Origin of the sequence: Microcoleus sp. Pol11C3, assembly GCF_036701485.1 — a bacterium.
Taxonomy (GTDB): domain Bacteria; phylum Cyanobacteriota; class Cyanobacteriia; order Cyanobacteriales; family Microcoleaceae; genus Microcoleus.
On record NZ_JAUBQW010000066.1, the window covers coordinates 1 to 20,983 of the forward strand.

Sequence of the window (20,983 nt, forward strand, 5' to 3'; positions counted from 1 at the left end):
CTCTTCTGGCGCTTTATTAATGTATCAACTCTCCCCTGAGTTGTCAAGCTTTTTGCGAAAATATTTTTGACTTTTTTTTGACGCCATACACCGTAAGGGTTTCGGCTATAAAATACCCCTTTGACCTCCCCTGGCTGACTCCTCTTTAGGGCAAGGGGCTGTTTCTTGACCCCTAAATAGGGTTTTTGACCGGGGTCTCTCGCCCGAATCGGTAGAATATTTGCACATCATATATATGTTCTCTATAGAGATGGTCTATATAGTGGAGATGACCTATATATGTGTTCGATCGCCCGCTCATGAAAAAACCTGCCCCTGGCCCTAGTGCCTTGTTCGTTACCTGCGCTTCACTGCTGATGGCTTGCACTCAGACGAACACTCCCCAGACATCGACTACAGTATCTCCAGGTACTTCGCCATCTCCGGCAACTTCGCCACAGGGTTCGGCTGCGGGGAACTCTACCGCTATTCCCGTTGGGGTTGGGGTGGCGCAAACTAGCAATGTGGCTTTGCTCGGTCAGGAACAGGTGGCTGGGGCAAAAATTGCTGAGAAGTATTTCAACGATAAGGGCGGTGTGGATGGGACACCGATTAAACTGGTGTTCCAAGATACTGGTGGAGATGAACAAGGGGCGATCAATGCCTTCAATACTCTGATCAATCAGGATAAGGTGGTAGGTATTGTGGGGCCAACGCTTTCCCAGCAGGCTTTTAGTGCCGATCCGATCGCCGATCGCGCCAAAGTTCCCGTACTCGCGCCCTCCAACACCGCTAAAGGCATTCCTCAGATTGGCGATTATGTAACCAGAGTCTCCGCGCCTGTCGCCGTGGTAGCACCTAATGCGGTTAAGGCGGCCCTGAAGCAAAATCCCAATATTAAGAAAGTAGCCGTGTTTTTTGCTCAGAATGATGCTTTTAGCAAATCTGAGACGGAAACTTTTCAGGCAACGGTTAAAGATATGGGACTGGAATTGGCAACGGTCCAAAAATTCTTGACTACTGATACAGATTTCCAATCTCAAGCCACTAATGGGATAAATGTCAAGCCCGATTTGATAATTATTTCTGGGTTGGCCGCAGATGGAGGCAATTTAATTAAGCAGTTGCGGGAGTTGGGCTACAAAGGCGTTATCATTGGGGGCAACGGTCTGAATACTTCCAATGTATTTTCGGTTTGCAAGGCTCTTTGCGATGGGGTTTTAATTGCCCAAGCATACAGCCCGGAATATCAGAATGAGATTAATAAGGCTTTTCGTGATGCTTATCGCGCTCAATTTAAGAAGGAACCGCCTCAGTTTAGCGCTCAAGCTTTTACTGGCGTACAAGTTTTTGTTGAGTCATTAAAAGAAATTAATGCTAAGTCGAAGGTTAGCCAAAAGCCTTTGGCAGAATTGCGTACAAATTTGAATCAGCAGGTGTTGAGTGGAAAGTACGATACGCCTCTGGGGGAAATTTCTTTTACGCCGGAAGGTGAAATCAATCAGAAAGAGTTTTATGTGGCACAGATCAAAATGGATGCTGATGGAAATAACGGTAAATTTGAGTTTTTGAAATGAAGTCAGAACACGGATACACGGATGAGTTATTGAGTGTGACTTTGAAGTCACCCCCCCTGCCCCCAAGGGGGGAAGTCAGAAGTCAGAGTAAAAATTATATGTTTTTTGTTGTTGAATGATTTCGGTGTGACGCTCAATTCTTAACTGGTGATGGACTTAACTCTGTTTCTGCAACAATTTTTGAATGGTTTGTCGATCGGCAGCGTGTATGCTATTTTTGCCCTGGGATACACCCTAGTGTTTTCTATTCTCGGAATTATTAATTTTGCTCACGGTGCAGTTTTTACTTTGGGTGCTTATTTCACTTATGCGCTGATGGGCGGTGCTTTTGGTTTTAACGGGTTGTTGGCTAATGCGAGAATTCCCGTGCAGTTTCCTTTTGCTGTGGCACTAATTTTGGGCAGTACGCTGGCTGGTTTGGTGGGAATAATTGTTGAAAGAGTTGCTTTTTTGCCTTTGCGCCGCAGAAACTCAGATCCTCTGCTGACGGTGGTTTCTAGTTTGGGGGCGGCGGTGGCGATCGCCAATATCATCCAGTATCTTGTCGGTGCAGAAATTTACACTTTTCCTACTAATACTTACGGCAATTTGCCTGCAGCTATTAACTTTGGTACGGCGGATAAACAGATTCCTATTCGCACTGTTCAAATACTAATTTTTGGCGTAGCTATTGCGATTGTTAGTCTTCTAACTTACTTAATAAATTTCACTAAATTTGGCAAAGCAATGCAGGCTGTGGCTGAAGATGCTACTACTTCTACTCTGTTGGGTATTGATACTGACAGATATATTGTTTTGACGTTTTTTGTGAGCAGTTTTCTGGCTGGTTTGGCGGGGAGTTTAGTGGGTTCTAGTGTTAGTATTGCTGGGCCGTATTTTGGGATTGCTTTTGGTTTGAAGGGTTTGGCGGTGATTGTGCTGGGTGGGTTGGGGAGTATTCCTGGGGCTGTTTTGGGTGGGTTTATAATTGGTTTGGTGGAGGCTTTTGTGCCTGGTGATTTTTCTGCCTATAAGGATGCTGTTGCTTTTGGCATATTGTTTATGATGCTATTGGTGAGACCGCAGGGTTTGTTTGGACGGCGCTTGATTCAAAAAGTTTAGGATTATTTGCAAGACATCTAATAAGGCAGGGCGGTTTTGAGAAGGGAAAGCTGGTTTCCAGCAAAGACTATACCTAAACCAGCCCGTATAAACTCTTGTGGAGTTTTATAGACGTACCTAGAAAACTTATTCATACCTCAGAGGCAGTTTGATGAATTCGGAAGTTCCATTAATGGTCAGCGATCGCCTTTTTTTACGATTAGCAAATCAAGAGGATATCTGCGAAATTATTAAATTTTACAGTGACAATCAAAAGTTTTTTACTCCCTGGCACCGACATTGGGCGGAGGATTTTTTAACGGAAAGTTATTGGGAAAAACAAGTAGAGAAAGATTTCCAAGGATTTGAGTCTGACAAATCTTTAAAGATGTGGATTTTTGAGAAGGCTAATCCTGAGTATATTGTCGGTAACGTTAATTTTGATAATTTTGTACGAGGTGCCGGTCATTTCTGCTTTTTGGGATATAATCTGGCAGAAGCGCAACAAGGTAAAGGTTATATGAGTGAATCTGTGCGAGTTGCAATTCAATATGTTTTTGAAGAGTTAAATTTACATCGCGTTATGGCAAATTATATGCCTCACAATCAGTGTAGTGGTAATCTACTTAAAAGATTGGGATTTGTGGTGGAAGGTTACGCTAGAGACTATTTGTTCATAAATGGTCGGTGGGAAGACCACATTCAGACTAGCTTAATCAATCGTAATTGGAAACCAAGTTAACCAGATTTTTCATAATAATTTCCAATCTAAAATCAAGTTATGGCTACATTTTTTACTACTTACGGGTTTCTAATCGTTTCGATGTTGCTGGGTGCAACGTTGGGAATGTCGCTATATTTGCCTCTAATGACTGGACAGTTGTCTCTGGCTAGCCCTGGTTTTTATGCTTTGGGTGGGTATATTGCGGCGATTTTATCTACGACGGTTTTTCAACAGACAGGGGGTTTATTTCCACTGCCATTGCTGTTATTGGAGATGATAATTGCAGGGGTTGTTTCGGGGTTGCTGGGGATTTTAGTGGGAATTCCGGCGCTGCGGTTAAGCGGGATTTATTTGGCGATCGCAACTATTGCTTTTGTGGAAATTTTGCGGGTTTTATCGCTGAATTTAGATATCACTGGCGGGGCTGTGGGCATTTTTGGGATTCCGCAACCGTTTGCGACGCCGATCGAGTATTTGTGGATTGTACTACCTTTACTTTTGGTAAGTATGGGGATTGTCTATCGGCTGGAACGGATTCGGGTGGGGCGGGCTTTTGCTGCGATTCGCGCTGATGAGTTGGCGGCTGATGCGATCGGCATTAACCCAACTTTTTATAAGGTTCTGGCTTTCACGTTAGGTGCTGTTTTAGCTGGTGTGGTGGGTGCAGTTAGTGCCCATTTCCTGAATACTTGGAATGCGCGTCAAGGGACTTTTGATGCTAGTATTATTTACTTGACTTCTGTGTTAATTGGTGGTAGCAGAAGTTTTCTGGGAGCAGTTTTGGGTGGGATGGTGTTTACTGCTTTGCCGGAGGTTTTGAGGGGAATGGCGACTATTCAAGGATTGCCGGTTTGGTTGGGGCAATTTCTGCGGGATGGGCGGTTAATTGTTTTTGGGTTGCTGATTGTTTTGGGGACGATATTTTTTCCGCAAGGTTTGGTGACGCCGGAGTTGTTGAAGAAATTTAAAAAGGGCGATCGTACTTCTGTTTAAAAGTCAGAAATCGTCGGGGAGTTCTGGCAAATGTCGGGCGAGCGGTTTGGCGACTCCTGGAATTTGGGAGTTCTGGCGGAAATTGGCAACAAAGAGGTATTAGGCGGCAACTATCTCTGCTAACCGACTTCTTAACCATCGGAATTTATTTGTGAATTTCTTCTACTCCGACGTTGGGCCTTTAAGGTTGCATTAGCAAGTTTACAATCTCTTAGTCGTTGCTCAAAGAGGGGAATTGCTTTTGATAAACCGTAAGTTCTGACTTTTTTCCGGAAGTATTCTGAGCAAGACTCAGCACCGTGAAGTCGGCTGTAGGCACAGGAAAAGCCTTTGTGAGGTGATAGATGTTTTTGATACCTCTGAATGGCTTGAATAGCAACGTAATCAAGCAAGAATCGCAAGCCTACTTTGTCTATGACATGCACCACTGGCGCAACTAACCGCAGAAATTTTGTGAGAATACCTTTACGCTTTACCTTTGTGTGAGCAGACCTCTGCTTTTGAGATCGATAATAGAGTGTGGCTGAGAAAAATTTTTGGTAGAGAAAGTTTATAAACATAGAAAAAGTATTAGTTATTTAATAAATAAACAACTAATTTATCCAGAATTTGACGTACAGCTTTCGCAAAAAGTGGATGCTTTTTAAGCCATTGAGCTAAAGGGGGGGACAGTTGATAATATGCGGAAACAAACAAGCGCCCCATTGAGTAAAACATCAGTTTTTCGTCTCGAAAATGCCTTAAACTAACTACCTGTGGTGCATCATAGCTGCCATAAACAGCAGTGGCAATGAAGCAATCGCAATTAGGTTCACATTCTCCACAATCGCCTCCTCCACAATCGCCGCAGTCAGGATAGTCACCACAATCAGCACTTCCACCAGAACCACCTGTTTGAGGTTCTGGTATTCCTCCGCCAAAAGAGCTACCTAAGTCCACGGGATTACTAACTCTTGCCTCAAGATTTCGTTCAATTACACTGTCAATTACTTGATCGTGAGGCAGATTTGGGAAACTACCAGCGCCACCTCCACCACCAGGAGGAGGAGATGGTTTAGAAAGGAAATCGTCACCAAGTCTAGAACCTTTTCTGAGAGATTGTCCTAAGTTCTCTGGCTTAGTTGGATTTGAACTAGGTGGATAGGGATCTCTATTTTTTGGAGATCGTTTTGGGTCATCTGCCTCGGTTGGGAAATTAGGTGGATAGGGTTCTCGACCTACAGGTTTATATAAATCGTCATTGGATTTCAGATCCTCAATGATTTTCTCGTAGTGCGCTGCTGTGACCCCAACTCCAGTAGCACCACCAACACCAGTTCCACCAAGGATAAACCAACCGAGACGATTTTTCAGTTTCTTGTACTTCTTGTCAGAAGATAGCAGTCTATTGAATTCCTGTAAGCTCAGTTCACTTAATTTACGAAGTATTAACAATGACTCTTCAGATGAAAGTGGCAAACGTCCGCTATTTGCACATTCAATAACTACTTGAAGTATCAAAGATTTCTTAACTTGTGGATCTGCGTTATGAGAAAGCAGACCAGCAATGTTCTCTACAAATTTTTCGACTAACTCATCGTTAACAATATAGTTATTGTTTATAATTTGTTGAGTAATTACTTGATTAACTTGATTAGTAACATTTTGATGTTGCTGATTGAAATCTGTCATAACTTTGCAATAACTAGCTGTTAGAGAGTTTTTATGGCTGCTACAAATTGATACACCATGACAGCTTTCATCTTCTAAAATAATTGCTGAACTAATTCAATAGCCTTCATAATCCCAGTAACAATTCCACCTGCTTCAGCTAGATTTTTTATAAATTCTTTAGCCTGAATGAGATGTTCTAGAATGGCATTCTTGTTTGGTTCAGGCTTTTTGGATTGGTCAACAGCTTTCTGAATCTGATATTGAACATCTGTAACAATCTCCGCATCAATAACTTGAGCATCTCCAGCTTTTGTTATTTCAAACTTGAGCTTCTCTAGCTCGTTAACAAGGTCTGCTTGATTTTGAACAGTTGCAAAGTTGATATCTCCCGCAGCATTGTATTGGTAGTTTACTTTTTGACCACGCTGATCGAACGCCGACATAATTTTTCTCCAGATCGCGAACTAACGCTAATTAACACTATGGGTCATATTGAGTCGGAACTTTTCCCGAAAAATTTGCTCAAATGTCGGAAAGATCGGATAAGATTGGAAAAACCTGCCTATCTGACCGATCTATGGACATCGCAGAAGTCTTGAAACTGTCAGATGAAATGCTGTTCACCCCTACAGCCGATCGCCCAAAACCTATAAGAGAATTTAGAAGTGCGATCGCAACTCGCAAAATAGTAAATCCCGATCGCTCTCCGTTGACCAGCGGAATTAAGTTCGCAGCCACTTGCTCTAGGGAAGCTGCTTTGTAGCTCTTCCGTATCATAGACCGATCGCTCAAAACTGAAAAGCGAAAAAAGACGGAAAAAGACGGGCATTTCTAAAATCGCAATGCAAGGCGGAAAAAGACGGATAAAGACGGAAAAAGTCTGCTATAGTAACTATTGTTCTCCGCTCCCCCTACTGATGGACACTGCCCATATCTTGCAATTTGTAGATGAAGTGCTCAGCGCGAAGACAGGCAAACATCTAAATGACTTGCAGCGTAAAATTATCGAGGGAATACTGAACCGAAAAAAGTATTCTGATATTGCAGGTACTTATGGTTGTACGGCGGGTCATGCTAAGGATATCGGTTACAAGCTTTTGCAAATGTTATCTGATGTTTTTGATGAACCAGTGGATAAACGTAATCTTAAATCTGTGCTAGAGCGGCAATTAAATCTGAATATAAATTTTGGCGATCGCAATAATAATAATACTAATTTTGGTAATAGCCACACAATTAACTATATCAATGGTTGCTCTGAACTACCCACTCCTACCCCAGATAAAAGTCAGCCTGCGACTCCTGACTACCAGGACGGCACTAATCAAGTTAAAATTGAAATGGTTGGTAAATTACGACAGTTGGGATTAAAGGATGAGCAAATCGCAGAGGTGTTAGGGTTAGCCTTGGAGGTCGTGAAGCAGATGGATTGAAAAAAATGAGTTGATTAAAAGTGTAGTAAGGGTTCATCAGCTCAATTGTTTTACGCCAACCGCATTTGTATTTCTGTAAACAATTTTTGCTGCCCCTTTTAAGTATGCTTTTAGCTGCTGTTTATCTGAGGGTGTAATTTTCTTTACCTCATCCTTTTTTAACTGTTTTACTAAATTTTTCATTTTAGCCATTTTTTCAGGTATTTGCCAAACTGAGGTGCACCCTTTTGGGATTTTTGGATATTCGATCGCTCTTCTCAATGCAATCACTAACTTGGACTCATTGAGAAGAGCTTTGTATTGTTTTCAGGAAGCAGATAGAAAATGCCTAACCTTGATTTACTGCACAGGGTTCCATGAACATAGTTTCCCAAATGTGGCCATCTAAATCTTGAAAGCCATGACCATACATAAATCCGTGGTCTTGCGGTTCATTGTAGGTCGTTCCGCCAGCAGCAACTGCCTTGCTAATCATTTTATCCACTTCTTCTCGGCTCTCGGAAGACAAGCACACCAGCACTTCTGTACTCTTGGTGGCATCGCAAATTGGGTTGGGTGTAAATTCCTTGAACTTGGCTTCTGTCAAGAGCATGACGAAGATGTCTTCGCTCACAACCATACAAGTGGCAGTTTCGTCAGTAAATTGAGCGTTAAAACTGAATCCAAGTTTAGTAAAAAATTCGACAGACCGATCGAGATTTTTGACGGGTAAATTCACGAAAATTTTAGTAGCCATGTTTTCTCCTTTTTAACTTCGATCGCAAGGTGAAACATTAACGATTGATTTTTCGCTAATGTTTGAATTGAAGGGTAAAGCCTGTGAGCAAACTTGAAAGGGTTAGGTAGCTGGCTGGACATTAATCATCCACGGTGTGCCAAATCGATCGACAAGCATTCCAAAACGGGTAGACCAGAAGGTCTCTTGGAATGGCATCTTTACCGTTCCGTTTTCTGCCAATTTGTGAAAAATCCGCTCCGCTTCGACTAGATCGTCAAATTGAAGATTCACAGAGAATCCCTGTGGTTTATTAAAGCCGTCGGGTGGAGTGTCAGAACCCATCAATACCATTGCACCCACAGTTAAGTTGGCGTGCATGATTCGATCGCGCTGTTCGGAGGGAATTTCCTGACACATGGGCCCATCCCCATAGGTCATCATCCCGTCGATTTTGCCACCTAAACACTGTTCGTAGAATTGAAATGCAGCTTTGCATTCACCGTCAAAAAAGAGATAAGTATTCGATTGCATCATGTACTCCTTTGGTTAATAGTCGATCGACCAATCCATTCATGGGAAATGATGTGGCTGCCGAACGAAAAGTTAGGCAGTATTTATGCCCTCAAGAACGGTTGAGTTGTTCTGCCTCCGCCCGAATGCGTTCTTCCTGTTCCCTGAGTTCGGGCGTCAAGGATTCGCCGAAGTCCTCTGCTGTAAAGATCTGGCGAATTTCGATCGCGGATTCTCCTGGCATCGGGTTGGGGCAGCGTTTGATCCAGGCAATCGCTTCGTCCATCGACTGCACTTGCCAGATCCAGAATCCGGCAATCAGCTCTTTTGTCTCTGTGAACGGTCCGTCAATCACGCTGCGATTTGTGCCTGAAAACGTCACCCGCGCTCCTTTTGAGCTGGGATGTAGCCCTTCGCCAGCGAGCATAATTCCCGCCTTGACCAATGCTTCGTTGTACTGCCCCATTTCCGTCAGAAGCTGTTCGCTGGGCATGACGCCTGCCTCTGAGTCTTCGGTAGCTTTGATTAGAACCATGACTTTCATAGTGAAATCTCCTTTTGTTTATGGTTGTTGAGCTGGGCTAAGGTGCGATCATGAAAACGGCTTTAGACGTTTCTGGATCGAAGGGGACAGAGCAATGCTCGTGCACAATCTGCCATCTGCCCTGTTTCCGCTGGCACCCAGAGGTGATTCGCATCCACATCTGCCCCGCTGGGTGATCTGGTGCCATCCCTGTGAAGTGAAAAAGCCAGTGCGCGATCGCCAAATCACCGCTCACGGTGAGGCTGAGGTCTCGCCTCTCAATCCCGAAGGAGTCCGGGAAGTAAGGCAAGCACGCCTCCCACGTCCGTCGAAATTCATCTGCACCTTTGGTTTGGAACGGCGGTTTTGCATCGAAAATAATGACATCTTGGGCGTAGTGCGCCATGATGCGATCGAGGTCTTTGGCGCAGATGGCACTGGCCGTATCTGCGATGATTTGTCGAATCAGGGCTTCGTCTTGTGTTTTGGTGGTTTCGGCTGTCATAGTCATCGTGGTCTCTCCTTATTGATGTCGATTGGTTTTCCGGGCGCAGATTGAAAGCTGCTAACCCTTGCTCTACCATCTAGTCGAATAGAGGTGTGTGCGATCGACAAGTTGAACATTTTTTCTGGAAAAGTTTCTCAGTGCGGATGTGGAACTTTGCGTTGAGCGGTATTGACGGCAACTACTGGTCTGATGGCAAGCCCGACAGTTCCACGATCGGGCGAATTTCAACCGTACCTTTACTGGCGCTTGGTATGCGTGCTGCGATCGCGATCGCTTCGTCAAGATCCTTGGCATCGATCAGAAAGTAGCCACCGAGTTGTTCGCGCGTCTCCGCAAACGGCCCATCGGTGACAAGTTTTTTGCCGTCACGCACTCGAATACTGGTTGCTGTGGCGATCGAGTGTAGCGGCGAAGCACCCAAATATTGATTGTTCGCTTGCAGTTCTTGGGTTAGCTGCAAAGACTTTGCGTAGCATTGCTGCAGCTCGCTTTCAGTCCAGGCATTTTCGTCGCTGTAAATCAGCAATATGTATTTCATCAAAATTATTGGTTGAAACCCCGTCTTTCAAGACGGCTTTACTTAAACTAGAACTGGTACGAATACCCATCTTTTCTATGGATAATCTGACAGTATTTATGGTTAATACCCTGTACCAATTCTTTCGCTGATATATTGAAAAAACCGCTGCTGCGAACAGCTACTCTACCAACATATTCACCAATTTTTTTTCCAGTGGTTACCACTGCTTTCACAATGTCGCCAGTTTGAAAACCTTTAACAAATTTGTCGCGAGGTACGTAACGAGATGGAAAACCAAATTTATCAGTGCGACACATTTGCCGAGTGCCATGACCGTTAGCTTTGATTAGCAATGGCTGAGCGGTTAACACAACTAATTTATCAACCTTGGCAACACAAGCAGCATCAAAATAATGAGTTTTGGGCAACTCTAATCGATTACGATTGTATTTTGTCTGCCCGCCGGAGCCTGTCGTAACAGGTAATTCCGTTAGCTTGAGTTGGTTGAACAATGCCCAGCGGGTTGAATTGACGGCGGTGGCATCTTTTAGTGGTCGTTTGACTTGTACCATGATTTGCTTGAGTAAGTCTGGCTTCTTCGAGAGGAAATCCTTAATATCTTGAGTGCCTTTCTTGAGATTACATTTTTCGCAAGCTAGACACAGATTAGAGATACGATTGCTACCTCCTTTTGCCTTGGGATGAATGTGTTCTACCTGCAAGGGGATATTTTCAGTCTTGCAATAAGTACACTTTCTGTCCCATTTGTTAAGCAGATATTCTCTGATATCGTACCCAAGTAATTCGCCTTGCTGATATTCTACCCCAGAGATTTCGGGCTTCTCTAGTTGCTGAAAATCAAATCGAACCAACTCCATCGCAATACTATTTACGGGTGCAAATCTGATGAATTTGTTAACCCAAGTCAAGGTCGTATCTACTCTGTGTTTCAAGCTAGGAGCTAGCCAGCTCTTTGGGCGAGTGCGATTCAGGAAACGCGCTTGACGGTAGTGGGTATGTCTAGCTCGACGACATCGACGGATAGCACGGCGAGAATCCAAACTAGCTTTAATTGCTTGTCCTCTGTGATTTAGCTCGGCTACAAAGATAAGCTTTTCGCCTTTGAGTAGCGCAATTCCTGTAGTTTTACTACCAGGATCTAGTTTGATCTCGATCAATTGGGTAGGGGTATCAACACCGGGTTTAAGAATGATGGTAAACGGGTATCTACGGAAGACCGCAGCTTCGCCATTCGAGAGTAATTTTCTAGCCACGGCAGGATGAACTGGATCTAGCGGGCGCTTATTGGTATCAAGTACAAATGTGTAATTTTGCATGAAATTCTCCCTTGCGGGGTAATGTTTGCTTCGCCAATATTTCGAGAGCTTGTTAGGTTAACAACACTGCTCCAGTGACCTTAGAACTGTTTAATTGTTAACGACAGAGCAGAAGACTAGCACGCATCTAAGGGTGTCCTGACTCTCGAAATGTAGTCAATTAAGACGCTTGGCTGGTCAGAATGGCTTACTGGATTTCTCCCGCAAGCCTCATGCCTTTAGGCTGAGGTTCCTGACTTAGTAGTCGTTCGGCGAGGCTGCAAATCGACAGCGCAGCAAAAAATTTTTTCAGCTTAACTCGCGAAGGCGTTTTTCGAGAAAACGACGCTCTGGTTCCTGTTTCACGATCGCCAGCGCCTTTTGGTAGGATTCTCTGGCATCAGCAGTTCTGCCCAGCCGCCGACACAAATCGGCTCGCGCGGAGTGTGCCAGATGGTAGTCTGCCAAATCGCCACGCGCTAATATTTGGTCGATCGATTGCAGTCCCGCTAAGGGGCCATCGCGCATTGCCACTGCCACCGCCCGATTTAAGGCAACAACGGGCGACGGCTCTAATTGCACGAGCAGGTCGTATAAGCCCACAATCTGCGCCCAGTCCGTTGCAGCAGCACTCTGGGCCTCTGAATGCACCGCTGAGATCGCAGCCTGAAGCGTGTACGAACCAAACCGTCCTGATGATAGCGATTGCTGCACCAGTAACCTGCCTTCAGAAATTTGTGCTTGATTCCAGAGCGATCGATCTTGGTCTTGTAGAAGGATGAGGTCGCCTGTGGAGGAAGTGCGTGCGGTGCGCCGCGATTCTTGCAGCAGCATCAGCGCCAGGAGTCCAATCACCTCGGAGTCTGGCAACAGTTCCATTACCAGCCGTCCCAAACGGATCGCTTCGCCAGCGAGATCGGCCCGCGTCAGCGATCGGCCAGATGAGGCCGCGTACCCTTCGTTAAACACCAGGTAGATCGTTTGAAGCACGGTGTCCAATCGATCGGGCAAATCGGTTTTCGACGGCACTTGATAAGGAATGCGCGCGGATCGGATCTTCGCCTTCGCCCGCACGATCCGCTGCGCCAACGTGGGGGGAGGAATCAGGAAGGCGCTGGCAATTTCCTCGGTACTGAGTCCGCAGACTTCCCGCAGGGTCAACGCCACCTGAGCTTCTGGCGACAGGGCCGGATGACAGCAAGTGAAAATCAAGCGCAGGCGATCGTCCTCAACGTCCTCGTCATCCTCGATTGTGGTGTCACTCGGATCGAGTTGTTGAGCGAGTTCTGCCAAGTGCGTATCAAAGCGGGCGCGACGGCGGATGGTGTCGATCGCTTTAAAGCGACCCGTAGATACAAGCCACGATCGCGGGTTAGCGGGAATGCCGTCACGGGGCCATTGCGCTACAGCCGCAGCGAAGGCTTCGTGCATCGCCTCTTGGGCGCGATCAAAGTCACCGAGCAAGCGGATCAGTGTGGCTAAAACGCGACGCGACTCGGATCGGTAGACAGCATCCACCTGCTGACGGATTTGATCGGCTGCTGCATCATTCATAAACCGTTCACAAAACAAACATATATTATCGCCCGTGCCGCAGAGTACGATGCTCCCATTGCGTCCGTGCAATCCGCCAATCGACCTCGCTCCAACCGCGATCGGACATCCATGATGACCCTGGGCGGGTAGCAACCACTTCTGCTCCTATCCACTCGGCCAACCGAGCGATCCGGGTATTTGCACTTACGGTAGACCCGGAGAGCGCCTTCAGATCGAGTTCCGCGAACCCAAAGTCGAGCAGCGCACGCCCCACCTCGATCGCGTAGGCATATCGCCCCCAATAGGCTGGTGCCAGTTCTAGACCAAATTCCATCTCGCCAGTTTCGCACAATTCTCCCCGCAGTCCACAGCAACCGACAAGCGCGTAAGGTTCCTGTCGTTGTACGATCGCCAGTTGGTAATTGAGTCGAGGGCGATCGCCAGCCCATGCCTGAAACATCTCGAATAGACGTGCGGCATGGTCGGGACTAGACCGATCGGGTTCGTAAAATGTCTGGTTGCGCGGATCGGCTTGATAGTCCAAGAATGGCGATCGATCGGCATCTACAAAGTCACGCAGCAGAAATCTTTTGGTTACAATCTTTATCATAACTTACAACTTTAATTATGGGCAATTAAACAAACATCATATTCTGCCAAATCTTAATACTTTTGTCACTGCTGCCGCTAGCCAAAAACTCTCCTTCCGGGCTAAAATTAACGGAATAAACAGAATTTGTATGCCCAGAAATATTACAAATTTCCCTACCGTCTTTAACTTGCCAAATCTTGATAGTTTGATTGCTGCTGCTGGCAATCACCTCGCCATCGGAACTAAACGCGAGCGAATCTACATACCAAGAATGACCAGAAATTGTTAAAACTTCTTGCCCGTCCTTCATCCACCAAATTTTGATCGTATTGTCGTGACTGCCACTGGCAAGAAACTCTCCGTTGGGACTGAAAGCCAGACAGCGAACACAGTCTGTATGACCTGTCAGCGTCCGAATTAGCTTGCCATCTTTGACTCGCCAAATCTTGATAGTTCTGTCCCAACTGCTGCTAGCAATAGTTTCTCCGTCAGGACTGAAGGCGACGAAGTAAACTAAGTTAATGTGACCAGAAAGTGTGCGAATTTCTTCCCCGTCTTTCACCCGCCAAAGTTTGATTGTTTTGTCCCAACTGCTGCTAGCCACAGTTGCGCCGTCGGGACTGAAAGCTAAGCCATAAACAGAGTTGCTATGACCGGAAAGTGTGCGGATTTCTTGCCCGTCTTTCATCCGCCAAAATTTGATTGTTTTGTCGTGGCTGCTACTGGCAAGTATCTTTCCGTCGGGGCTGAAAACTACTGTATGAACTGAGTTAGCGTGTCCTGCGAGAGTCACTATTTCTTGCCCGTCTTGTACCTGCCAAAGCTTGATTGTTTTGTCATCGCTGCCGCTGGCTATAACTTCTCCGTTGGGACTGAAAGCTACAGAGAAAATTAAGTTTTTGTGTCCTGTTAATGTGTGAATACATTGCCAGTTATGAGTTGGCTGTGGGGGCGGACTGGGATTAGTTGCCGGTTTGACTGATTTGGTAATTGTTTGAGGAATGGTGAGTTTAATAGCTGCTTCTGGATTCAATTGGGTTAATACTTCAACAGCCGTTTGATAGCGACGGTTCGTAGCATTTTCAATCAGTTTGTCTAAGATTTTGCCCATTTCTTCACTCACCGGGTTATTCGCCAAATATTGTCGCCAAATCCAGGCATCTTCGCCCGGATCGAAGAGGTCAAAGGGGGAAACTTGAGTTAGCAAATACAGGCAAGTTACGCCTAAACTGTACAAGTCGCTGGTGAAAAATGCTTTGCCTCGGGCTTGTTCGGGGGCGATGTATTCGGGGCTGCCGATGCTGGTTCCTGTTTTGAGTAGGGCTGTACCTGTGGCTATTTTGGCGGCACCAAAGTCTACTAAAACTAATTGTTTGTCGGCGCGGCGGATGATGTTTTCGGGTTTGATATCTCGGTGAATAACATTGTGGGAATGGATGAAGTGAAGTACGGGTAATAAGCTGTTGAGTAAGTCTTGAATTTGCTTTTGTGTAAATGTGCCTTCTGTGGCTACGATTTGTGCTAAATTTTGTCCGTCGATAAATTCTTGGACTACATATTGTCGGCTGTCTTGGATGGAATAGGCTAAGAGTTCGGGGATTTGAGGGTGTTTTCCCAATTCGTCTAATCGCATTGCTTCTTGTTCAAAAAGTTCGGCTGCTTTTTTGCTGTTGCGATTGCTGGCTGATGGGATGAGTTGGGTTTCTGGGGGTAGAAATTGTTTGATGACGCAGCGGGGTTTGGAGGGTTTGTCTTCGTCTACGGCGAGGAATGTTCTGCCAAAACCTCCTTGTCCGATCGCCTTTATGGCCCGGTATCTGTCGCGCAACAGCAGTTTTGACCGACAATTGCGGCAAATTTTCGCTGCATCCGGGTTTTGGGGCTTGGAACAGTTGGGGTTTAGGCAGTAACTCATTCTATTTTAGATTTTGGATTTCGGATTGTAGATAAGACGGCGGTTGAAACCGCGTCTACACGAACGAAGTCTGCCTCCGCAGACTAAAAAAAAACGTGATTTTAATTGCAATGTCTTCAACCCGCGGAGGCGGGTTTTGTTTGTGTCGCCGCGGTTTCAACCGCCCAGTCTTTTATTTTAGAAATTCCACATGACTGGATTGTCGTCTAAATGGTCGGTGACTGTTCGCCCGATCGCATCAATTTCTTTTAAGTCCTCCTGACTCAGCTTTACTTCGGCAGCTTTAGCATTAGCTGCGGCTTGTTCAGCATTACGCGCGCCGACAATTGCATTGGTTTGGGGCTGGGCAATTAACCATGCTAAAGCTAAATTTCCTAAGCTTGTCTGGTGGCGATCGGCAATTGGTCTGAGTTTATTCAATGCTGTTTGCACTCGTTCATAATTTTCTTTGAGGAACAGCTTACTTTTGGCGCGGTGATCGCCTTCTTCAAATTTGTGTTCTGGCCCAAATTTACCTGTTAATATTCCTTGAGCTAGAGATGAGTAGGCAAGGATTGAGATATGGTTGTCGGCACAGTAGGACATGGCCTCTTTTTCTACCCAGCGCCAAAACAGAGAATAGGGCGGTTGCAAGCTGTCGATGCGTCCGTATTGGGCGGCTTCTGCTATTTGGGCGCGGGAGAAGTTGGAAACGCCGATCGCCCGAATTTTTCCCTGTTCTTTTAACTTGTTCAGGGCGTCCATTGTTTCTGCAATTGGCACTAACTCGGAATTCCAAGTGCCAGCGGGCCAGTGGATTTGGTAAAGGTCGATATAATCGGTGTTGAGGTTTTTTAGCGATCGATCGCACGCTTCGACTAGCAAATCGGGTTTCAGGTGGTTGGCAAAGACTTTGCTAGCATAAACTACTTGCGATCGCACATCTGAAAGTGCTTGACCGATAATTTGTTCCGAATGCCCTTCTCCGTAAACCTCAGCCGTATCAAAAGTGGTAATACCTGCCTCAAAAGCGGCGCGCATTGCTTTGACAGTTTCAGCATCCTCAATTCCCACCCACATCCGCTTCCCAGCTTGCCAAGTCCCCATAATTATCGGGGTAATCTGAATTTGTGATGTCCCCAATTGTCGCTTTTCCATACCCTAAGTCCTCATTGAGATTTTTAGTATTCACCCTCAAGCTACCTAATCTTAACAGAAAAAAGTGGCTGTACTTGCTTGAGAAGACCGATATTGTTACTATTGTTAAAACCAGACAAAATTTCTATGAAATCAACTACTCGCGCCCTGAAAGAATGGAATGTAGCCGTTAATGCTTTGGAACAAGGCCAAACGATTGTGCTGTTGCGGAAGGGGGGCATTCGCGAGCAAGCAGGACAGTTCAATGTCAATGACAAACAGGTTTTGCTGTATCCCACTTTTGAGCACCAACAGCCTGATTTATTAAAACCGGATTTTGCGAGTCAGGTAAAAACTGTAGAATCTGGTTGGCATCCTGAAATTATTAGAATTGGCAGTTGGGCCGAGATTACCGATGTTTTTTTGGTAGCTTGGGAACCGGCAATTACCGCGCTGTTTCCTTACCATATTTGGAATGAAAAATTTGTCAGCGATCGCCTGAAATGGAAACAAAATCAGCCAATTTATATTTTATTGCTGCGGACTTATCGCCTTGCAGAAACCAAAGAAATTCCGTACATTCCTGAATACGGCGGTTGCCGTTCTTGGCTCGATTTGGCAGCTCCTATTTCGCTGGGAAGCCAAGCTGTTTTGAGCGACCGAGAATATATTGAACGGTCACATAAAATCCGCAATTTGATAGCGAATCCTCCGAATGCTTCTGGCTTGCCGAAAGTCACAACCTGACCCTTTGTAGTCAGGATTTTAGTCCTCATTCATAGTTTTTAATGTACTTTTTGAGAGGCGCGTTTCTACCAAACCCAGCCCAAAATCCGCCGCTAATGCCATCAAAGCCGCCGGAATTGCCCCAGCCAAAAGTAACTGATTGTTGACGGTAGCAACGCCGCGAAAAATAAACACCCCCAAGCCGCCGGCACCAATTGCAGCCGCAATGGTTGCAAGTCCGATCGCAATTACTGCGGCAACTCGCACGCCCGCCAGAATCACGCCCAGTGCCAGGGGAATTTCCACTTGCCATAACAGTTGCATATCAGTCATCCCCATGCCTCTTCCGGCTTCCGTAATCGCTGGATCGACGCCGACAATACCAGTATAAGTATTGCGGATAATTGGCAGCAAAGAATACAGAGTGAGGGCGATAATTGCCGTGCGATCGCCTATTCCACCCACTATCGGCACCGGGATTAGCAAGCCAAACAAAGCTAAACTGGGAATTGTTTGCATAATATTAGCAAATCCCAAAATGGGCTTTTTAAATTTTGGTTTTCTCGTGACTAAAATCCCGAGGGGAATCCCCACACTAATAGCGATAAAAATTGCAACAGTTACTAAATATAAGTGTTCGCTGGCGCGCTGAATTATCTCTGAGCCATAGCGGTTGATAAAAGTTATCATCGGGTAATTGGTTATTACTAATTGCTGACCATTTTATAAATCATTTTCCATTTCAGGACTTGGTTCACCAGGATAGAAGCGAAAATCCAGAATTTCCTCTAAGCTGTAAAGGCAATTTTGAGGAAATGTTTTAAGAGGTAAATCGGTTTCTCCTACTGCCAAATCTCTACCGTTTTGATAAGCTTCTTGGAAAGCTTCTTGCAAGTAAGGTTTCAGACTTGGGTTATCTTGTATCAGTCTCTGAGTGTCCCGCCGCTGCACTCGAATTGTAGACAGCCAGCTACGACTCCGCTGCTGGGGCTGATATTGCCACTTCAGCAAATGTCCCAGCAAAATGCTCAAACGATTTCTAACTTCTTGACGTTCCTGTTTGCCCAAAGATTCAATCTCCTCAATTAAATTTGGCAAGTCAAGTTGACTCCACTGACACTTGCGAAGTAACTTGACTTGTTCTTGCGTCCAAGCATAGAAGTCTGTCTCGTAAAGACTGTGCATCGTTTGATTATCAGCTTAGTTACTAAAACTATATTATCAAAATTTTGCTAAAATCATTCCAATCTAGCTACTTGCAAACATTCAAGAAATGCCCGAGCTTCTGGATGGTGAGATTTCATAAACTCATCAGGCGATGCCAATTCAACCAAGCGTCCATCTTGCATCAAACCAATTTTAGAAGCTAACAAAAAAGCTTCTTGAATGCCGTGAGTAACAAAAATCACAGTTTTACCCAGTTGCTGCTGCAATTGACCGAATTCCCGCTGTAATTCCAGACGAGTAATCGGGTCTAAAGCACCAAACGGTTCGTCCATTAACAATATCGGAGGGTCAGCGGCCAGTGCTCTAGCGACGCCTACCCGCTGCCGCTGTCCGCCGGATAACTGATGGGGATAGCGTTTTGCGAAGTGCTGGGGGTCGAGGTTGACTAATTCTAACAGTTGCCGGACGCGAGATTGAATACGATCGCCCTCCCAACCTTCTAATTTTGGCACTAAACCGACGTTTTGCTCGACGGTAAAATGGGGAAATAAACCGATTTCTTGAATCACATAACCAATTTTTCGGCGTAGTTGAATTGGGTTCCACTGAGTTGTCGGTTTTCCCATGACAAGAATTTCGCCGCTGCTTGGCGTTAGTAAATTGTTAATCAATTTCATGGTAGTAGTTTTGCCACTACCGCTGCGTCCCAGCAATACTAAAACTTCTCCTTGCAGCACTTTGAAATTGAGTTTGTCTACTAAATGCCTGCGGTTGAGCCGATATGTAACGTCGAGGCATTCGACAGCAACTTCATTATTGAGAGGCATGATTAGTCTGGGTGATTTGGGTTTTCAGCAACTTAAAAGTGGCGAGGATCGGAAAACAATTCCTCATCTCAAATCTCAACTCTAAAATCAACTTGATTTTGCCATTCTAGCAGTAAGGCTCGACATTGGAGGCAAGTTAATTTTTTGAGCAAGCCGCGAATTCCGTCTGGGGTGAGAGGATATGCAGCACCGATCAGCTCGGGGTTTACTGTTGCTGTAGGGTGCAATTCTGCAACAAAACCGTAGAGTTTTTGATTGGAGAAGGAACTGTTTATTGCCCAGCCGACGGTGTTGATCGGTTCGAGGCGGGCGATCGCACTTTCGGCCACGCCTAGTTCCCTCTTAATTATAGCTGGAACGGCTGCTGCTGGCGTGGCTTCGGCTGGTACGCGACCGCCGGGAAAATCGAGGGTTGCTTCTGCCACGCCGGGGCGATACATCGGTGTGGGAAATAGCAATTTTCCAGCTTGAATTGTCAAGATTACAACTGAATCTGCTCTTTCTACTCGCCAATATTCTACTGTTTTTCCTTCGGTTGTTTCGAGATGTTCGGCGATTAGTTTTACCCAATGAGAGTTGATTTCTACAAAGCGATCTAGAGTTTTCCACTGGGATTTGGCAGTTGGGTTCATGTCGGAATTTTTGAAATAAATCAGATGTTCTTTGCTATGGTAGGCGATTTCTGCCGAGCTGAACAATAGTCGATCGACCTTTTCAGCTTTGAGCCTGTTTTTTCCTCTCAATTGTAAATTTTTGCTACAAAGCTACACATTTTCCTAGATAATTCCGTAACATAGACTACATAATCACAGTTTATCTGCGCCTTCGCTCTGCGTTGTTTCAACCGCGCCTTGGTGCAGACTCTTAGCTAGACAGGAGTCGTTATGCAACTGCAAACAGATATTCGTACTTGGCAATCTCAAGCAACCCCAGGAAGCTTCGCCGGTGTCCGCGACTGGGAAAAATTTGGCTGCGCCGTACCTGCCCCCAAATTGGCTCCTTCTATGTGGGTTAAATTGTTCAATCCGCCAACCGCATTCAGCTTTGACGAAGCGTGGCTGTTGTGTGAATGTTCGGAAGAACAGTGGCTAGCTTGGATTCCTGATTATGGCGAAATTTTACTGAGTACACATGAATTTTGCGCTACTAAATCGTGAATTACGCAGACAAACTTTCATAAACCAGGTGTTAAAATCTATATCCCTCGGGTTCCACGGGATTTTTTGGAAAAAAGCTGGTTTCTGCGTAATTATGTCGTTTGCAGTGAGGAATGCAAGTCCTCACACTTTGATAAGGACTTGCATTCCTCACTACAAACATCTTATATGATGTCGTTTCAGCCGATATCATAGAAGTTTTAATAGATATTAATTGAAATTTCGCCAACAAAAAGAGCAATAGAAAACCTATTGCTCTTTTTGTTCAAAAACACTCTCTAGTTTTTATCTTTAAGATAGCGGAAGTTATATCAACTGGCCGCGATTGACCCCAATATCGCTGCGGTGACGGGTTTACTGTATCGATGCTTGCATGGGAGATATTGGTGAACCCGCCCTTACAGCAATTACTG

26 protein-coding genes are annotated in these 20,983 nt (G+C 45.4%); 8 read left to right on the forward strand and 18 right to left on the reverse strand.

The features are described 5' to 3' along the window. Positions 1-299 precede the first annotated feature (299 nt). The 4 genes from QUA40_RS16035 (at position 300) to QUA40_RS16050 (ending at position 4,353) form a co-directional block, all read left to right on the forward strand. Entirely contained in the window at positions 300-1,556 is a 1,257-nt protein-coding gene (locus tag QUA40_RS16035; protein WP_333127479.1) for an ABC transporter substrate-binding protein, read from the forward strand. 150 nt (positions 1,557-1,706) lie between these two features. Further along, complete coding sequence (locus QUA40_RS16040; protein WP_333127481.1) at positions 1,707-2,657, forward strand: branched-chain amino acid ABC transporter permease; 951 nt, start codon at positions 1,707-1,709, stop codon at positions 2,655-2,657. Positions 2,658-2,808: 151 nt separating this feature from the next. Continuing rightward, positions 2,809-3,378: a GNAT family N-acetyltransferase gene (locus QUA40_RS16045; RefSeq protein WP_333127483.1), complete on the forward strand. Its 570-nt coding sequence runs from the start codon at positions 2,809-2,811 to the stop codon at positions 3,376-3,378. A gap of 39 nt (positions 3,379-3,417) precedes the next feature. Then, a complete protein-coding gene (locus tag QUA40_RS16050; protein ID WP_333127485.1) occupies positions 3,418-4,353 on the forward strand; it encodes a branched-chain amino acid ABC transporter permease in 936 nt (311 codons plus the stop codon). 131 nt (positions 4,354-4,484) lie between these two features. Here the strand turns inward: QUA40_RS16050 and yidD are convergent, their stop codons facing one another. The 3 genes from yidD to QUA40_RS16060 all read right to left on the reverse strand — a co-directional run bounded on the left by yidD (position 4,485) and on the right by QUA40_RS16060 (position 6,449). Next, entirely contained in the window at positions 4,485-4,913 is a 429-nt protein-coding gene (yidD, locus tag QUA40_RS29030; RefSeq protein ID WP_445301154.1) for a membrane protein insertion efficiency factor YidD, read from the reverse strand. Positions 4,914-4,923: 10 nt separating this feature from the next. Beyond that, positions 4,924-6,024 carry a CFI-box-CTERM domain-containing protein gene (locus QUA40_RS16055; protein WP_333127487.1) on the reverse strand — a complete coding sequence of 367 codons (1,101 nt, stop codon included), beginning with the start codon at positions 6,022-6,024 and terminating at the stop codon, positions 4,924-4,926. A gap of 74 nt (positions 6,025-6,098) precedes the next feature. Continuing rightward, positions 6,099-6,449, reverse strand: coding sequence for a hypothetical protein (locus QUA40_RS16060; protein ID WP_333127489.1), 351 nt, complete (start codon positions 6,447-6,449; stop codon positions 6,099-6,101). A gap of 134 nt (positions 6,450-6,583) precedes the next feature. Between QUA40_RS16060 and QUA40_RS16065 the strand changes: the two genes are divergently transcribed. After that, the gene (locus QUA40_RS16065; RefSeq protein WP_333127491.1) at positions 6,584-6,769 is read left to right on the forward strand and encodes a hypothetical protein; all 186 of its coding nucleotides are present in this window, start codon (positions 6,584-6,586) and stop codon (positions 6,767-6,769) included. A 154-nt stretch (positions 6,770-6,923) separates the two neighbouring features. Next, the gene (locus QUA40_RS16070; protein ID WP_333127548.1) at positions 6,924-7,439 is read left to right on the forward strand and encodes a hypothetical protein; all 516 of its coding nucleotides are present in this window, start codon (positions 6,924-6,926) and stop codon (positions 7,437-7,439) included. Positions 7,440-7,475: 36 nt separating this feature from the next. Here QUA40_RS16070 and QUA40_RS16075 read toward each other — a convergent pair whose 3' ends face one another. The 11 genes from QUA40_RS16075 to QUA40_RS16125 form a co-directional block, all read right to left on the reverse strand. Further along, positions 7,476-7,709 (reverse strand): hypothetical protein, encoded by a 234-nt coding sequence (locus QUA40_RS16075; protein ID WP_333127493.1) that lies wholly within the window; start codon positions 7,707-7,709, stop codon positions 7,476-7,478. A 58-nt stretch (positions 7,710-7,767) separates the two neighbouring features. After that, positions 7,768-8,175, reverse strand: coding sequence for a VOC family protein (locus QUA40_RS16080; protein ID WP_333127495.1), 408 nt, complete (start codon positions 8,173-8,175; stop codon positions 7,768-7,770). A 102-nt stretch (positions 8,176-8,277) separates the two neighbouring features. Then, positions 8,278-8,691 carry a VOC family protein gene (locus QUA40_RS16085; protein ID WP_333127497.1) on the reverse strand — a complete coding sequence of 138 codons (414 nt, stop codon included), beginning with the start codon at positions 8,689-8,691 and terminating at the stop codon, positions 8,278-8,280. A gap of 88 nt (positions 8,692-8,779) precedes the next feature. Then, positions 8,780-9,211 carry a YciI family protein gene (locus tag QUA40_RS16090; protein ID WP_333127499.1) on the reverse strand — a complete coding sequence of 144 codons (432 nt, stop codon included), beginning with the start codon at positions 9,209-9,211 and terminating at the stop codon, positions 8,780-8,782. Between the two features lie 37 nt (positions 9,212-9,248). After that, a complete protein-coding gene (locus tag QUA40_RS16095; RefSeq protein WP_333127501.1) occupies positions 9,249-9,701 on the reverse strand; it encodes a nuclear transport factor 2 family protein in 453 nt (150 codons plus the stop codon). A 175-nt stretch (positions 9,702-9,876) separates the two neighbouring features. Then, positions 9,877-10,236, reverse strand: coding sequence for a YciI family protein (locus QUA40_RS16100; RefSeq protein WP_333127503.1), 360 nt, complete (start codon positions 10,234-10,236; stop codon positions 9,877-9,879). A 47-nt stretch (positions 10,237-10,283) separates the two neighbouring features. Beyond that, positions 10,284-11,555: an RNA-guided endonuclease IscB gene (iscB, locus tag QUA40_RS16105; protein WP_333127505.1), complete on the reverse strand. Its 1,272-nt coding sequence runs from the start codon at positions 11,553-11,555 to the stop codon at positions 10,284-10,286. A gap of 288 nt (positions 11,556-11,843) precedes the next feature. Beyond that, on the reverse strand, positions 11,844-13,088 hold the full coding sequence (locus QUA40_RS16110) for an RNA polymerase sigma factor (protein ID WP_333127507.1): 1,245 nt from the start codon (positions 13,086-13,088) through the stop codon (positions 11,844-11,846). Positions 13,089-13,113: 25 nt separating this feature from the next. Continuing rightward, positions 13,114-13,680 (reverse strand): GNAT family N-acetyltransferase, encoded by a 567-nt coding sequence (locus QUA40_RS16115; protein ID WP_333127509.1) that lies wholly within the window; start codon positions 13,678-13,680, stop codon positions 13,114-13,116. A 25-nt stretch (positions 13,681-13,705) separates the two neighbouring features. Beyond that, positions 13,706-15,577 (reverse strand): serine/threonine-protein kinase, encoded by a 1,872-nt coding sequence (locus QUA40_RS16120; RefSeq protein ID WP_333127511.1) that lies wholly within the window; start codon positions 15,575-15,577, stop codon positions 13,706-13,708. Positions 15,578-15,754: 177 nt separating this feature from the next. Next, positions 15,755-16,714: an aldo/keto reductase gene (locus QUA40_RS16125; RefSeq protein ID WP_333127512.1), complete on the reverse strand. Its 960-nt coding sequence runs from the start codon at positions 16,712-16,714 to the stop codon at positions 15,755-15,757. 126 nt (positions 16,715-16,840) lie between these two features. Here QUA40_RS16125 and QUA40_RS16130 point away from each other — a divergent pair, with 126 nt between their 5' ends. Next, complete coding sequence (locus QUA40_RS16130) at positions 16,841-17,440, forward strand: DUF1802 family protein (RefSeq protein WP_333127514.1); 600 nt, start codon at positions 16,841-16,843, stop codon at positions 17,438-17,440. Between the two features lie 18 nt (positions 17,441-17,458). Here QUA40_RS16130 and QUA40_RS16135 read toward each other — a convergent pair whose 3' ends face one another. The 4 genes from QUA40_RS16135 to QUA40_RS16150 all read right to left on the reverse strand — a co-directional run bounded on the left by QUA40_RS16135 (position 17,459) and on the right by QUA40_RS16150 (position 20,156). Beyond that, the gene (locus QUA40_RS16135) at positions 17,459-18,109 is read right to left on the reverse strand and encodes an ABC transporter permease (protein ID WP_333127516.1); all 651 of its coding nucleotides are present in this window, start codon (positions 18,107-18,109) and stop codon (positions 17,459-17,461) included. A 33-nt stretch (positions 18,110-18,142) separates the two neighbouring features. Further along, on the reverse strand, positions 18,143-18,604 hold the full coding sequence (locus tag QUA40_RS16140) for a DUF29 domain-containing protein (RefSeq protein ID WP_333127518.1): 462 nt from the start codon (positions 18,602-18,604) through the stop codon (positions 18,143-18,145). 53 nt (positions 18,605-18,657) lie between these two features. Then, a complete protein-coding gene (locus QUA40_RS16145) occupies positions 18,658-19,413 on the reverse strand; it encodes an ATP-binding cassette domain-containing protein (protein ID WP_333127520.1) in 756 nt (251 codons plus the stop codon). Positions 19,414-19,481: 68 nt separating this feature from the next. Beyond that, entirely contained in the window at positions 19,482-20,156 is a 675-nt protein-coding gene (locus tag QUA40_RS16150) for an NUDIX hydrolase (RefSeq protein ID WP_333127522.1), read from the reverse strand. Between the two features lie 141 nt (positions 20,157-20,297). Here QUA40_RS16150 and QUA40_RS16155 point away from each other — a divergent pair, with 141 nt between their 5' ends. Then, positions 20,298-20,570 carry a hypothetical protein gene (locus QUA40_RS16155; RefSeq protein WP_333127524.1) on the forward strand — a complete coding sequence of 91 codons (273 nt, stop codon included), beginning with the start codon at positions 20,298-20,300 and terminating at the stop codon, positions 20,568-20,570. The last annotated feature ends 413 nt before the right edge of the window (positions 20,571-20,983 follow it).

Coding starts and splice junctions, on each gene's coding strand:
- QUA40_RS16035 (WP_333127479.1), top strand. CDS start 300: ATGAAAAAACCTGCCCCTGGCCCTAGTGCCTTGTTCGTTACCTGCGCT.
- QUA40_RS16115 (WP_333127509.1), bottom strand. CDS start 13,680: ATGATAAAGATTGTAACCAAAAGATTTCTGCTGCGTGACTTTGTAGAT.
- yidD (WP_445301154.1), bottom strand. CDS start 4,913: ATGTTTATAAACTTTCTCTACCAAAAATTTTTCTCAGCCACACTCTAT.
- QUA40_RS16100 (WP_333127503.1), bottom strand. CDS start 10,236: ATGAAATACATATTGCTGATTTACAGCGACGAAAATGCCTGGACTGAA.
- QUA40_RS16155 (WP_333127524.1), top strand. CDS start 20,298: ATGCAACTGCAAACAGATATTCGTACTTGGCAATCTCAAGCAACCCCA.
- QUA40_RS16095 (WP_333127501.1), bottom strand. CDS start 9,701: ATGACTATGACAGCCGAAACCACCAAAACACAAGACGAAGCCCTGATT.
- QUA40_RS16070 (WP_333127548.1), top strand. CDS start 6,924: ATGGACACTGCCCATATCTTGCAATTTGTAGATGAAGTGCTCAGCGCG.
- QUA40_RS16040 (WP_333127481.1), top strand. CDS start 1,707: ATGGACTTAACTCTGTTTCTGCAACAATTTTTGAATGGTTTGTCGATC.
- QUA40_RS16130 (WP_333127514.1), top strand. CDS start 16,841: ATGAAATCAACTACTCGCGCCCTGAAAGAATGGAATGTAGCCGTTAAT.
- QUA40_RS16065 (WP_333127491.1), top strand. CDS start 6,584: ATGGACATCGCAGAAGTCTTGAAACTGTCAGATGAAATGCTGTTCACC.
- QUA40_RS16140 (WP_333127518.1), bottom strand. CDS start 18,604: ATGCACAGTCTTTACGAGACAGACTTCTATGCTTGGACGCAAGAACAA.
- QUA40_RS16080 (WP_333127495.1), bottom strand. CDS start 8,175: ATGGCTACTAAAATTTTCGTGAATTTACCCGTCAAAAATCTCGATCGG.
- QUA40_RS16145 (WP_333127520.1), bottom strand. CDS start 19,413: ATGCCTCTCAATAATGAAGTTGCTGTCGAATGCCTCGACGTTACATAT.
- QUA40_RS16085 (WP_333127497.1), bottom strand. CDS start 8,691: ATGATGCAATCGAATACTTATCTCTTTTTTGACGGTGAATGCAAAGCT.
- QUA40_RS16125 (WP_333127512.1), bottom strand. CDS start 16,714: ATGGAAAAGCGACAATTGGGGACATCACAAATTCAGATTACCCCGATA.
- QUA40_RS16055 (WP_333127487.1), bottom strand. CDS start 6,024: ATGACAGATTTCAATCAGCAACATCAAAATGTTACTAATCAAGTTAAT.
- iscB (WP_333127505.1), bottom strand. CDS start 11,555: ATGCAAAATTACACATTTGTACTTGATACCAATAAGCGCCCGCTAGAT.
- QUA40_RS16090 (WP_333127499.1), bottom strand. CDS start 9,211: ATGAAAGTCATGGTTCTAATCAAAGCTACCGAAGACTCAGAGGCAGGC.
- QUA40_RS16045 (WP_333127483.1), top strand. CDS start 2,809: ATGAATTCGGAAGTTCCATTAATGGTCAGCGATCGCCTTTTTTTACGA.
- QUA40_RS16060 (WP_333127489.1), bottom strand. CDS start 6,449: ATGTCGGCGTTCGATCAGCGTGGTCAAAAAGTAAACTACCAATACAAT.
- QUA40_RS16050 (WP_333127485.1), top strand. CDS start 3,418: ATGGCTACATTTTTTACTACTTACGGGTTTCTAATCGTTTCGATGTTG.
- QUA40_RS16110 (WP_333127507.1), bottom strand. CDS start 13,088: ATGAATGATGCAGCAGCCGATCAAATCCGTCAGCAGGTGGATGCTGTC.
- QUA40_RS16120 (WP_333127511.1), bottom strand. CDS start 15,577: ATGAGTTACTGCCTAAACCCCAACTGTTCCAAGCCCCAAAACCCGGAT.
- QUA40_RS16135 (WP_333127516.1), bottom strand. CDS start 18,109: ATGATAACTTTTATCAACCGCTATGGCTCAGAGATAATTCAGCGCGCC.